Genomic DNA, 13,016 nt, shown 5'->3' with positions numbered 1-13,016 from the left:
CATGCCCGCTATTCGAATTGGCATCAACCCGATTTCCTGGAGCAACGACGACCTGCCGTCCCTTGGTGGCGAGACGCCATTGAGCACCGCCCTGAGCGAAGGCAAGGAAATCGGTTACGAAGGTTTTGAACTCAACGGCAAATTCCCCAAGGACGCCAAAGGCGTCGGCGATGTGTTGCGGCCCTATGAGCTGGCGTTGATATCGGGCTGGTACTCCAGTCGTCTGGCCCGACGCTCGGTGGCCGAGGAAATCGACGCCATCGGCAGCCATGTCGAGCTGCTCGCCAGCAACGGCGCCAAGGTGCTGGTTTACGGAGAAGTCGCCGACTCGATCCAGGGTCAACGCATTCCACTGGTGGAACGCCCGCGTTTCCACACCGAACAGGCCTGGCAGGAGTACGCCGACAAGCTCACCGAGCTTGCGCGTTTCACCCTGTCCCGGGGCGTGCGCCTGGCCTATCACCATCACATGGGGGCTTACGTCGAATCCCCGGCCGACATCGACAAGCTGATGGCCTTGACCGGCAGTGAGGTCGGCCTGCTGTTCGATTCGGGTCATTGCTACATGGGCGGGGGCGAACCGTTGCAGGTGCTGCGCAAGCACATCGATCGCATCTGCCACGTGCATTTCAAGGACGTGCGCAAACCGGTGGTGCAGCTGGCGCGCAACAACCTGTGGAGCTTCCCGGACTGCATCATCAACGGCACCTTCACCGTGCCGGGGGATGGCGACATCGACTTCGCTGAACTGCTGGACGTGCTGCTGGCGGCCGATTACCACGGCTGGCTGGTGGTCGAGGCCGAGCAGGACCCGGCGGTGGCGCCGAGTTATGTCTACGCGAAAAAAGGCTACGACACCTTGCGCGCGCTGCTCGACGAGAGGACTGCACGATGAGCCTGCTGGTCAAAAGCAATGCCCGTGGCCGGACCATGGTCGAGCTGGGCAAAGGTGAGCTGGAATACGTCGGCTTCGCCGCTTACCGCTTGAGCCTGGGCGAAAGCCTGCCGGTCTCGGCCGGTGACAAGGAACTGTGCCTGGTGCTGCTCAGCGGTCGGGCCAGCATCAAGGGTGAAGCACCGGTGCACGGTGCGTTCGACTGGGACAACCTTGGGGATCGCCAGTCGGTTTTCGAAGACAAATCCCCCTTCGCCGCGTACTTGCCGCCTGGCAGTCAGGCCCAGGTGGTGGCGTTGAGTGATGTGCAAATTGCCGTTTGCGCCGCGCCCGGTTCGACCACCCGTGATTTCGGTCCACGCCTGATCAAACCTGAAACCATGAAACGCAGTGTGCGCGGCAAGGGTGCCAACACCCGTTACGTCTGCGACATCCTGCCGGACACCGAGCCCGCCCATTCACTGCTTGTGGTTGAAGTGCGCACGCCGTCCGGACACTCCTCGAGCTATCCACCGCACAAGCACGACACCGACGACCTGCCGCACCAGAGCTTTCTCGAAGAAACCTATTACCACCAGATCAACCCGCCCCAGGGCTTCGTGTTCCAGCGGGTGTACACCGACGATCGCAGCATCGACCAGGCCATGGCCGTGGAAAACAGCGACCTGGTGGTCGTGCCCAAGGGTTATCACCCGGTCAGTGTGCCGTACGGCTACGAGTCGTATTACCTGAACGTGATGGCCGGTCCGAAACGCGTCTGGCAGTTCCATAACGATCCGCAGCACAGCTGGCTGCTGGATCTCTGAATTCCACTATCTGCAGGGAGAACAATAACGATGAGCGACGTCCAGGTTGTAGGCCACTACATCGACGGTCAAGTGCAAGACACTGGCAGTGAGCGGTTCAGCAATGTTTTCAACCCCGCCACCGGCAGCGTGCAGGCCCGGGTCGGGCTGGCCAGCGAGAAGACCGTGGACGAGGCAGTGGCATCGGCCCTCAAGGCATTCCCGGCCTGGTCGGAGCAATCTTCCCTGCGTCGTTCGCGGGTGATGTTCAAGTTCAAGGAATTGCTCGACCGCCATCACGACGAACTGGCAGAAATCATCAGCCGCGAACACGGCAAGGTGTTTTCCGACGCCAAGGGCGAAGTCACCCGTGGCATCGAAATCGTCGAGTACGCCTGCGGTGCGCCGAACCTGTTGAAAACCGAATTCAGCGACAACATCGGCGGCGGCATCGACAACTGGAACCTGCGCCAGCCCCTGGGCGTCTGCGCCGGGGTCACGCCGTTCAACTTCCCGGTGATGGTGCCGCTGTGGATGATCCCGCTGGCGCTGGTGACCGGTAACTGCTTCATCCTCAAGCCGTCCGAGCGCGACCCGTCCGCCAGTTTGCTGATGGCGCGGTTGCTGACTGAAGCCGGTCTGCCGGATGGCGTGTTCAACGTGGTGCAGGGCGACAAGGCGGCGGTCGATGCGCTGCTGCAACACCCGGACATCGAAGCGATTTCCTTTGTCGGTTCGACGCCGATTGCCGAATACATCCACCAGCAAGCCACCTCCCGCGGCAAGCGCGTGCAGGCCCTGGGCGGGGCGAAGAACCACATGATCGTCATGCCCGATGCGGATCTGGATCAAGCGGCGGATGCCTTGATCGGCGCGGCGTACGGCTCGGCCGGTGAGCGCTGCATGGCGATCTCGATTGCCGTGGCGGTCGGCGATGTCGGCGACCGGTTGATTGCCAAACTGCTGCCGCGCATCGATCAGCTCAAGGTCGGCAACGGCCTGCAGGGCGACACCGACATGGGGCCTTTGGTGACGGCCGAGCACAAGGCCAAGGTGGAAGGTTTCATTGACCAGGGTGTGGCCCAGGGCGCGCAGCTGATTGTCGACGGTCGCCACTTCAAGGTGCCGGGTGCCGAGAATGGCTTCTTCGTCGGCGCGACGCTGTTCGACAAGGTCACGACCGAGATGAGCATCTACCAGCAAGAGATTTTCGGCCCGGTGCTGGGCATCGTGCGGGTGCCGGATTTCGCCAGCGCCGTGGCACTGATCAACGCCCATGAATTTGGCAACGGCGTGTCCTGCTTCACCAGCGACGGCGGCATCGCTCGCGCGTTTGCCCGCAACATCAAGGTCGGCATGGTCGGCATCAACGTGCCGATTCCGGTGCCCATGGCCTGGCACTCGTTCGGCGGCTGGAAGCGCTCGCTGTTCGGCGACCACCATGCCTACGGCGAAGAAGGTATTCGTTTCTACAGCCGCTACAAAAGCGTGATGCAGCGCTGGCCCGACAGCATCGCCAAGGGCCCTGAATTCAGCATGCCGACCGCCAAATAATTCACGTATACGGAGAACAACAAAAAATGAGCAAACCCCTGCGTTTCGCCCTCAACCGTATGGTCGCACCCCGTTTGTCACTGCCGGCGTTCATCGAATTGGCGGTGACCCTCAAGGCCGACGCCATCGAGATCCGCAACGATCTCAAGGGCGTTGAAATTGAAGACGGCACCGCGCCCGAGCATGTGCGCGAGTTGTGCGCGGCCAAGGGCATCACCGTGTTGTCGATCAACGCGCTTTATCCGTTCGATGTGTGGAATGACGAGCGCCGTGCACAGGCCCTGAAGCTTGCCGCCTATGCCCGCGATTGCGGTGCGCAGGGTTTGGTCATGTGCCCGCTGAACGAGCGCGCTGATCCACGTACCGAGGCGCAGCGTGCGTCCGGCCTGCGCACGGCGTTGAGTGAACTGGCGCCGATCCTGCGCGATCACGGCATCCTTGGCTTCATCGAGCCGCTGGGTTTCGAAGAGTGCTCGCTGCGGCGCAAACGCACGGCGGTGGATGCGATCAAGGCCATCGGCGGGCTGGATGTGTTCCGCCTGGTGCATGACACCTTCCACCATCATCTGGCCAGCGAACAAGAATTTTTCCCTGAGCTGACCGGGCTGGTGCACATCTCCGGGGTCGAAGATGCCGAGGCGCCGCTGGCGACCATTCGTGACGGCCATCGGGTGCTGGTGGGCGAGGGCGACATCCTCGGCAATGCGGCGCAGATCGATACCTTGCTCGGTACCGGCTACAGCGGCTACCTGTCGTTCGAACCGTTTGCCGACAGTGTGCATGGGCTGGCGGATATCGAACGGGCGATCGGCGCGAGCATGGATCACCTGCAGAAATCCCTGGCCTGAGGCCAACGGGGATCAAATGTGGGAGCGAGCCGGCTCCGGGCGGCGTTCCGACGAAAGCGCTGTGTCAGGCGACATCAATATTGACTGTGCCGCCGCCTTCGCGAGCAGGCTCGCTCCCACAGGGTTTTCTTCGTGTATTGAAGGATCAGATATGACCACAACAAGACTGACCATGGCCCAGGCCCTGGTGAAATTCCTCGATAACCAGTACATCGAGGTCGATGGGGTCCAGAGCAAATTCGTCGCCGGGATCTTCACCATCTTCGGCCACGGCAACGTGCTGGGCCTGGGGCAGGCCCTGGAGCAGGACAGTGGCGACCTGATCGTCCATCAGGGCCGCAATGAGCAAGGCATGGCCCATGCCGCCATCGGGTTCGCCAAGCAGCACCTGCGACGCAAGATCTACGCCTGCACTTCATCCGTGGGGCCGGGCGCTGCGAACATGCTGACCGCTGCCGCCACCGCGACAGCCAACCGCATTCCATTGCTGCTGCTGCCTGGTGATGTCTATGCCTGCCGCCAGCCCGACCCGGTGCTGCAACAGATCGAGCAGTTCCATGACCTGAGCATCAGCACCAACGATGCATTCAAGGCGGTCAGTAAATACTGGGACCGCATCAACCGTCCCGAACAGTTGATGACGGCAGCGATCCACGCCATGCGTGTGCTCACCGACCCTGCGGAAACCGGCGCCGTGACCCTGGCCCTGCCGCAGGACGTGCAGGCCGAGGCTTACGATTATCCCGATTATTTCCTGCAAAAACGCGTGCACCGCATCGAGCGTCGCCCAGCCACCGAAGCCATGCTCGGCGATGCACTGGCGTTGTTCAAAGGCAAGCGCAAACCGCTGATCATCTGCGGTGGCGGAGTCAAGTATTCGGGGGCCAACGCCGCATTGCAGGCCTTCGCCGAGCGCTTCGACATTCCGTTCGCCGAAACCCAGGCCGGCAAGAGCGCGGTGGTGTCCAGCCATCCGCTGAATGTGGGCGGCATCGGTGAAACAGGTTGCCTGGCGGCGAACCTGCTGGCCAGGGACGCTGACCTGATCATCGGCATCGGCACCCGCTACAGCGACTTCACCACCGCGTCGAAGTCCTTGTTTGCGCACCCCGGGGTGCAGTTTATCAACCTCAATATCAGCCCCTGCGACGCGCTGAAACTCGACGGCGTGCAATTGCTGGCGGACGCCAGGACCGGTTTGCAGGCGTTGGGCGAAGCACTGGGGGATTATCGCTCGAGCTGGGGCGATCAACCCCGCCAGGCCAAGGCGCAACTGGATGAGGAAGTCGATCGCCTTTATCAGCTGCAATACGAGGCCAAGGATTTCGTCCCGGAAATCAACGACCACCTGGACCCGGCCGTCCTGCGTGAATTCATCGAGCTGACCGGTTCGTGCCTGACCCAGAGCCGCGTGCTCGGCGTGCTCAACGAAACCCTGGCCGACGACGCCGTGATCGTCGCAGCAGCCGGGAGCCTGCCTGGCGACTTGCAGCGCAGTTGGCGCAGCAAGGGCGTGAACACCTACCACGTCGAGTACGGCTATTCCTGCATGGGTTACGAGGTCAACGCTGCGTTGGGCGTGAAACTCGCCGAGCCGGATCGTGAGGTCTATGCGCTGGTGGGCGACGGCTCCTACATGATGCTGCACTCGGAGCTGGCGACCTCGATTCAGGAGCGACGCAAGATCAACGTGGTGCTGCTCGACAACATGACCTTCGGCTGCATCAACAACTTGCAGATGGGCAACGGCATGGACAGCTTCGGCACCGAGTTCCGCTTCCGCAACCCGCAAACCGGCAAGCTCGATGGCGGCTTTGTACCGGTGGATTTCGCCATGAGCGCGGCGGCCTATGGCTGCAAGACATACAAAGTGACCACCGTTGAAGAGCTGCAGGCTGCACTGGCGGATGCGCGCTTGCAGACGGTGTCGACGCTGATCGATATCAAGGTCCTGCCCAAGACCATGATTCACGGCTACCTGTCCTGGTGGCGGGTCGGCGTGGCGCAGGTTTCCACCAGCGCCCGTACCGATGCGGTGGCCAAGACCCTGAACGAGCGACTGGCCAAGGCCCGTCAGTACTGATTGCCCCTGAAACCAACAACAAGTCTTCACAGGAGAATGTTCATGTCATTGCTCTCTAATTCACTGCGGATTGGCGTTATCGGCACCGGGGCCATCGGCCAGGACCATATCCGTCGTTGCAGCCAGACCCTGCTCAATAGCCAGGTCGTGGCGGTCACCGACATCAACTTGCAGCAAGCGGCCAAGGTCGTAGCCGATTTGAAGCTGACCGCCGAGGTTTATCCCGACGGCCATGCGCTGATCAATGCACCGGAAGTCGAGGCGATCCTCGTGACCTCCTGGGGCCCGAGTCACGAGGAGTTCGTGCTGGCAGCGATCGCCGCCGGTAAGCCGGTCTTCTGCGAGAAACCGCTGGCGGTCACTGCACAAGGTTGCCGCAAGATCGTCGAAGCCGAAGTGGCCCACGGCAAGCGGCTGGTACAGGTCGGTTTCATGCGTCCGTACGACGAGGGGTATCGGGCACTCAAATCAGTGATCGACAGTGGCCAGATCGGTGAGCCGTTGATGCTGCATTGCGCCCACCGTAACCCGACCGTGGGCGAGAACTACAAGACCGACATGGCGATCACCGACACCCTGATCCATGAGCTGGACGTGTTGCGCTGGTTGCTCGACGACGACTACGTGTCGGTGCAGGTGGTGTTCCCGCGCAAGACCAGCAAGGCCCTCGCGCATTTGAAAGACCCGCAGATCGTGCTGCTGGAAACCGCCAAGGGCACGCGCATCGATGTGGAAGTCTTCGTCAATTGCCAGTACGGCTACGACATCCAGTGCGAAGTGGTCGGGGAGACCGGCATCGCCAAACTGCCGGAGCCGTCCCAGGTTCAATTGCGCAGCGGGGCGAAGCTGTCCAACGCGATTCTGATGGACTGGAAGGATCGGTTCATCGCCGCGTATGACGTTGAGTTGCAGGCGTTCATCGATGGCGTGCGCGCCGGGCAGGTTGGCGGGCCTTCGGCGTGGGATGGTTTTGCGGCGGCGGTGGCGGCGGATGCCTGTATCGAAGCACAAAATAGCGGCCAGATCGTAAAAGTCGGCCTGCCAGACCGCCCGCACTTCTACGGCTAACCCCCCCCTTGTAGGAGCGAGGCTTGCCCGCGAAGGGGCCCTTAAGATCGCTAAAAGCTTCGCGGGCAAGCCACGCTCCTACCGATCATGCGAACACAGGTATAAATGATGCGCATCGGACTCGTCGGATACGGCCATGGCGGCCGGTTTTTCCATGCCCCACTGATCAGCAGCTTGCCGGGTGCAACCTTCGTCGGTGTGGTCACCCGTTCAACGGAGCGGCGCCAGTTGCTGGCGGCAGAACACCCCGGTGTGCCGGCCTTCGACAGCATCGGCCAACTGGTCGAAGTCGGGGTCGATGTACTGGTGGTGTCCACGCCGCTCAAAGGGCGTCCGGCGCTGGTGCTCGACGCCATTGAACACAATGTGGCGGTGGTCAGCGACAAGCCGTTCGCCGCCGACGCGCAACAGGCGCAAACCCTGATCACCATGGCCGAGCGTCAGGGTGTGCAATTGAGCGTCTACCAGAACCGGCGCTGGGACTCGGACTTTCTCACCGTGCGCAAACTCATCGAGTCCGGTGCGCTGGGCCAGGTCAGCCGTTTCGAATCACGGATCGAGCGCTATTCACCACAGTCGGTGAACAACGGCAGCGGCGGTGGTTGGCTGCGCGACCTGGGCAGCCATCTGGTGGATCAGGCGCTGTTGCTGTTCGGTCCTGTCACCCGGGTTTACGCCGAGCTGGAGTATCTGGAAAAAGGCCAGGCTTTCGACAACGGTTTCTTCATGTCCCTGACCCATGCCAATGGCGTGATCTCGCATCTGGGCGGTAGTTGCCTGCAAAACACGCCCGGCCCGCGCTTTCGCGTAACCGGCACCCAGGGCTGCTACAGCGTCGACGGCCTGGACGGTCAGGAGGCGTCGGCCCTTGCCGGGCTCACACCGAAATCCGAAGGTGAACGCTGGGGCGTGGAGGAGCACCGGCGCTGGGGCTGGTTCGAGCAGGGCGAAGTGCGCGAAAGAATTTCCTCCGAGCGTGGTTGCTGGAATCAGTTCTATTTACAGCTACAAAGCGCGTTGCAGAGCGGTGGACCACTGCCGGTGGACGCCCGTGATGCACTGGCGACCACCCGCGTGCTAGACGCTGCGCGGCTGAGTTCCGAGCGCCATCAGGTGGTGCAACTAAGCCCCTTCGAGAGCCATCGAACAAAATCATAATAAAATTCTAAAATCTGTTGATGTGGAAAATATTTTCCAATAAAGTCATTTCCAGCGAACTGCCTCGCACCCGGCCCCAACTCTTTTCCCGCTTGTCCGCTTACTGAAATCGTCACGCCTTATCCATAAAACCAACAAAAATGTGGAGAAAGACCTTTCATGAAGACCAAGATCCGTTTCGCCTCACTCGCCTTGTCCCTGATGTTCGCCAGCGGCGCTGCACTCGCTGACATGAAGATCGGCGTCAGCATGTCGCAGTTCGATGACACCTGGCTGACCTACCTGCGCGAGTCCATGGACACGAAAGCCAAGTCCTATCCCGATGGCGTCAAGCTGCAGTTCGAAGACGCCCGCAGCGACGTGGTCAAGCAACTGAGCCAGGTCGAAAGCTTCATCAGCCAGAAAGTCGATGCCATCGTGGTCAATCCGGTGGATACGGCCGCGACCAAAAAAATCACTGAAGCTGCCGTGAAGGCCGGCATCCCGCTGGTCTACGTCAACCGTCGTCCCGATGACCTAAACCTGCCCAAAGGCGTGGTCACTGTCGCCTCCAACGACCTGGAGGCCGGGCAAATGCAAATGCAATACCTGGCCGACAAAATGGGCGGCAAGGGTGACATCGTGATCCTGCTGGGTGACCTGGCGAACAACTCCACCACCAACCGTACCAAGGGCGTCAAGGAGGTGCTGGCCAAGTACCCGAACATCAAGATCGAGCAAGAGCAAACCGGCATCTGGTCGCGGGACAAGGGCATGACCCTGGTCAACGACTGGCTGACCCAGGGCCGCAAGTTTGACGCGGTCGTCTCCAACAACGACGAGATGGCCATTGGTGCCGCAATGGCCCTGCAACAGGCCGGCGTGGAAAAGGGCAGCATCCTGATCGCCGGTGTCGACGGTACGCCTGACGGGTTGAACGCGGTGAAGAAGGGGGCTCTGGTGGTGTCGGTGTTCCAGGACGCCAAGGGTCAGGCAGACGGTTCGATCGAGACGGCAGTGAAAATGGCCAAGAACGAAGCGGTAGAGCCGGCCGTATGGGTGCCGTATCGCTTGATCACGCTGCAAAACGTTGACCAGTTCAAATAGTCCGTCCGTTCAATAACAACAATAAACACGCAAGGTGGCACCGCGACCTTGCTGATGGAGTACCTGATCATGTTCGCTTCAGCGACTGCTTCGAGCACCCCGTTGATGGGTGTGCAGCCAACCGCAACACCTGTCGATGAGCCGTACCTGTTGGAGATCGTCAACGTCAGCAAGGGTTTCCCCGGTGTGGTGGCCTTGTCCGACGTACAACTGCGGGTACGCCCTGGTTCCGTGTTGGCCCTGATGGGCGAGAACGGCGCGGGCAAATCCACCTTGATGAAAATCATCGCCGGCATCTACCAGCCCGACGCCGGCGAACTGCGCCTGCGGGGCAAGCCGGTGGTCTTCGAAACGCCCCTGGCGGCGCTGCAGGCCGGGATTGCGATGATCCACCAGGAACTCAACCTGATGCCGCACATGAGCATCGCCGAGAACATCTGGATTGGTCGTGAGCAGCTCAACGGTTTCCACATGATCGACCACCGGGAAATGCACCGCTGCACGGCGAAGCTGTTGGAGCGCCTGCGCATCAACCTTGATCCAGAGGAACTGGTCGGCAACCTGAGCATCGCCGAACGGCAGATGGTCGAGATCGCCAAGGCGGTGTCCTACGATTCCGACATCCTGATCATGGACGAACCCACCTCGGCCATCACCGACAAGGAGGTCGCCCACCTGTTTTCGATCATTGCCGACCTCAAGAGCCAGGGCAAAGGCATCATCTACATCACCCACAAAATGAATGAAGTGTTCAGCATCGCCGACGAAGTGGCAGTGTTCCGCGACGGCGCCTACATCGGCCTGCAACGCGCCGACAGCATGGACGGCGACAGCCTGATTTCGATGATGGTCGGGCGTGAACTGAACCAGTTGTTCCCGCTGCGCGAGACGCCGATCGGCGATCTGTTGCTGTCAGTGCGCGATCTCAAGCTCGACGGCATTTTCAAGGACGTGTCCTTCGATCTGCACGCCGGCGAGATCCTCGGCATTGCCGGGTTGATGGGCTCGGGGCGGACCAACGTCGCCGAGGCGATCTTTGGCATCACCCCGAGCGACGGTGGCGAGATTCGTCTCGACGGAGAAGTGGTGCGCATTACCGATCCGCACATGGCCATCGAGAAGGGCTTCGCCTTGTTGACCGAGGATCGCAAGCTCAGCGGCTTGTTCCCGTGCCTGTCGGTGCTGGAGAACATGGAGATGGCAGTGCTGCCACATTACGCCGGCCACGGTTTCATCCAGCAAAAAGCCCTGCGCGCCCTGTGCGAAGACATGTGCAAGAAGCTGCGGGTGAAAACCCCGTCGCTCGAGCAATGCATCGACACGCTGTCCGGCGGTAACCAGCAAAAGGCCTTGCTGGCGCGCTGGCTGATGACCAACCCACGAATCCTGATTCTCGACGAGCCGACCCGCGGCATCGATGTCGGTGCCAAGGCCGAGATCTACCGGCTTATCTCCTACCTCGCCAGCGAAGGCATGGCGGTGATCATGATTTCCTCGGAGCTGCCGGAAGTGCTCGGCATGAGCGATCGGGTCATGGTCATGCACGAGGGCGACCTGATGGGCACCCTCGACCGCAGCGAAGCGACCCAGGAACGAGTGATGCAACTGGCCTCGGGCATGTCCGCGGTTCACTAATGGATGCCGGCGCTGGCGCGGCCAGCGTCGACGACGCGATAGAAGGGTGAGTGGTTATGAATGCGATACTGGAAAACAAGCCAGCAACGGTACCGGTCAAGAGTCGCCGGCGCTTTCCGACGGAACTGAGTATTTTCCTGGTGCTGATCGGCATCGGCCTGGTGTTCGAGGTGTTCGGCTGGATCGTGCGCGACCAGAGTTTCCTGATGAACTCCCAGCGGCTGGTATTGATGATCCTGCAAGTGTCGATCATCGGCCTGCTGGCGATTGGCGTGACCCAGGTGATCATTACGACCGGCATCGACCTGTCGTCCGGCTCGGTGTTGGCGTTGTCGGCAATGATCGCCGCCAGCCTGGCACAGACCTCGGACTTCGCCCGGGCGGTCTTCCCGTCGCTGACTGACTTGCCGGTGTGGATCCCCGTCATCGTCGGGCTCGGCGTCGGGCTGCTGGCAGGAGCAATCAACGGCAGCATCATTGCGATTACCGGGATCCCTCCGTTCATTGCCACCCTGGGCATGATGGTCTCGGCCCGTGGCCTGGCGCGTTACTACACCGAAGGCCAGCCGGTGAGCATGCTCTCGGACTCCTACACGGCCATCGGTCACGGCGCGATGCCGGTGATCATTTTCCTGGTGGTGGCGGTGATCTTCCATATCGCGTTGCGCTACACCAAGTACGGTAAATACACCTACGCCATTGGCGGCAACATGCAGGCGGCGCGTACCTCCGGGATCAACGTCAAGCGCCACCTGGTCATCGTCTACAGTATCGCCGGGTTGCTGGCGGGACTGGCAGGCGTGGTGGCTTCGGCCCGTGCCGCCACCGGCCAGGCCGGTATGGGCATGTCCTATGAGCTGGATGCGATTGCCGCCGCGGTCATCGGCGGCACCAGCCTGGCGGGCGGGGTAGGGCGCATCACCGGCACGGTCATCGGTGCGCTGATCCTTGGGGTGATGGCCAGCGGGTTTACGTTCGTTGGGGTCGATGCCTATATCCAGGACATCATCAAAGGCTTGATCATCGTAGTCGCGGTGGTCATCGACCAATACCGCAACAAGCGCAAACTCAAGCGCTGAATTTGACTGCAATACAGCGAGGGCCTGTTCTGGCCCTCGCTTCGCCATACCTCCCTCCTGCAAAGCAAAATCTGCTTCTTATCGATTCCAGGCAATCAACTGGTGCATCCCGGAGCGGGCTGCAGGTGCGTATTTGGATTGGGTGTATATCCGTTGCTGCGGTCTCGGCCACTTATGGTTTCGCTCCTACTGTAGGAGCCCGGCTTGCCGGCGAAGGCGTCCTGGCAGACGATAATTGTCTTTCCGGCGTACATATCCATTCCTGCGGTAACGGCCACCTAGGGTTTCGCTCTTACAGCGAGTCACTTGGAAGAGCCCCAAGTAACCAAGGGCTCTTGCCCCTGGCGTTCGGTGCCTCGCTAATGCTCGGCATGCCCTCGCTCCGGTCCTGCTCCGTGGGTCGCCGCGCTGGGCCATCCATGGCCCAGCGCGGCTAAACCGGCATCCTGCCGGTTTACCCACTGCGCAGAACCGGAACGAAGCCTCTCGATGGGGCAAGAAAATCAAAAGCCAGATCAAGATCAAACGCGAAAGCGAGGCGGCCTTAAAGCCGACCTGATCGGGAGCCGTACGCATTGTGATCGTTCCCACGCTCTGCGTGGGAATGCCGCCAGGGACGCTCCGCGTTCCGCTGTCGACGCATGACATGAGCCTTGCGCAACGGTGACGCGGAGCGTCACAGGATGCATTCCCACGCAGAGCGTGGGAACGATCAGGTTGGGGGTAACCGGAAAAGTCAGGTCGGCGTTAAGGCCGCCTCGCTTTTGTTTTTGATCTGGGTGCCCCGTTAACCACGATGGCCGAACGCAGGCATTGCGCAGTGGG

Annotated in this window: 10 protein-coding genes; all 10 read left to right on the top strand. The window is 61.2% G+C overall.

Going from position 1 to position 13,016, the window contains the following annotated elements:
• The first annotated feature begins 1 nt into the window (after position 1).
• The 10 genes from iolE (at position 2) to HFK74_RS25600 (ending at position 12,191) form a co-directional block, all read left to right on the top strand.
• Positions 2 to 895 (top strand): myo-inosose-2 dehydratase, encoded by an 894-nt coding sequence (gene iolE / locus HFK74_RS25645; RefSeq protein WP_180205910.1) that lies wholly within the window; start codon positions 2 to 4, stop codon positions 893 to 895.
• Positions 892 to 1,701 carry a 5-deoxy-glucuronate isomerase gene (iolB, locus tag HFK74_RS25640; protein WP_180205909.1) on the top strand — a complete coding sequence of 270 codons (810 nt, stop codon included), beginning with the start codon at positions 892 to 894 and terminating at the stop codon, positions 1,699 to 1,701. The genes iolE and iolB overlap by 4 nt, the downstream gene beginning before the upstream one ends.
• A gap of 30 nt (positions 1,702 to 1,731) precedes the next feature.
• Positions 1,732 to 3,234, top strand: coding sequence for a CoA-acylating methylmalonate-semialdehyde dehydrogenase (locus tag HFK74_RS25635; RefSeq protein WP_180205908.1), 1,503 nt, complete (start codon positions 1,732 to 1,734; stop codon positions 3,232 to 3,234).
• Between the two features lie 26 nt (positions 3,235 to 3,260).
• Entirely contained in the window at positions 3,261 to 4,082 is an 822-nt protein-coding gene (locus HFK74_RS25630; protein WP_180205907.1) for a TIM barrel protein, read from the top strand.
• Between the two features lie 151 nt (positions 4,083 to 4,233).
• Complete coding sequence (gene iolD / locus HFK74_RS25625) at positions 4,234 to 6,165, top strand: 3D-(3,5/4)-trihydroxycyclohexane-1,2-dione acylhydrolase (decyclizing) (RefSeq protein WP_180205906.1); 1,932 nt, start codon at positions 4,234 to 4,236, stop codon at positions 6,163 to 6,165.
• Between the two features lie 42 nt (positions 6,166 to 6,207).
• Positions 6,208 to 7,233, top strand: coding sequence for a Gfo/Idh/MocA family protein (locus HFK74_RS25620; RefSeq protein ID WP_180205905.1), 1,026 nt, complete (start codon positions 6,208 to 6,210; stop codon positions 7,231 to 7,233).
• Between the two features lie 108 nt (positions 7,234 to 7,341).
• On the top strand, positions 7,342 to 8,391 hold the full coding sequence (locus HFK74_RS25615; RefSeq protein ID WP_180205904.1) for a Gfo/Idh/MocA family oxidoreductase: 1,050 nt from the start codon (positions 7,342 to 7,344) through the stop codon (positions 8,389 to 8,391).
• A 159-nt stretch (positions 8,392 to 8,550) separates the two neighbouring features.
• Positions 8,551 to 9,477 (top strand): sugar ABC transporter substrate-binding protein, encoded by a 927-nt coding sequence (locus HFK74_RS25610; protein ID WP_180205903.1) that lies wholly within the window; start codon positions 8,551 to 8,553, stop codon positions 9,475 to 9,477.
• Between the two features lie 69 nt (positions 9,478 to 9,546).
• A complete protein-coding gene (locus HFK74_RS25605) occupies positions 9,547 to 11,112 on the top strand; it encodes a sugar ABC transporter ATP-binding protein (protein WP_008063529.1) in 1,566 nt (521 codons plus the stop codon).
• Positions 11,113 to 11,168: 56 nt separating this feature from the next.
• On the top strand, positions 11,169 to 12,191 hold the full coding sequence (locus tag HFK74_RS25600) for an ABC transporter permease (protein ID WP_008063531.1): 1,023 nt from the start codon (positions 11,169 to 11,171) through the stop codon (positions 12,189 to 12,191).
• Positions 12,192 to 13,016 lie beyond the last annotated feature (825 nt).

It is taken from the genome of Pseudomonas sp. SbOxS1 (genome assembly GCF_013416725.1).
Lineage (GTDB): Bacteria > Pseudomonadota > Gammaproteobacteria > Pseudomonadales > Pseudomonadaceae > Aquipseudomonas.
This window is presented reverse-complemented; position numbering and strand designations above follow the sequence as displayed.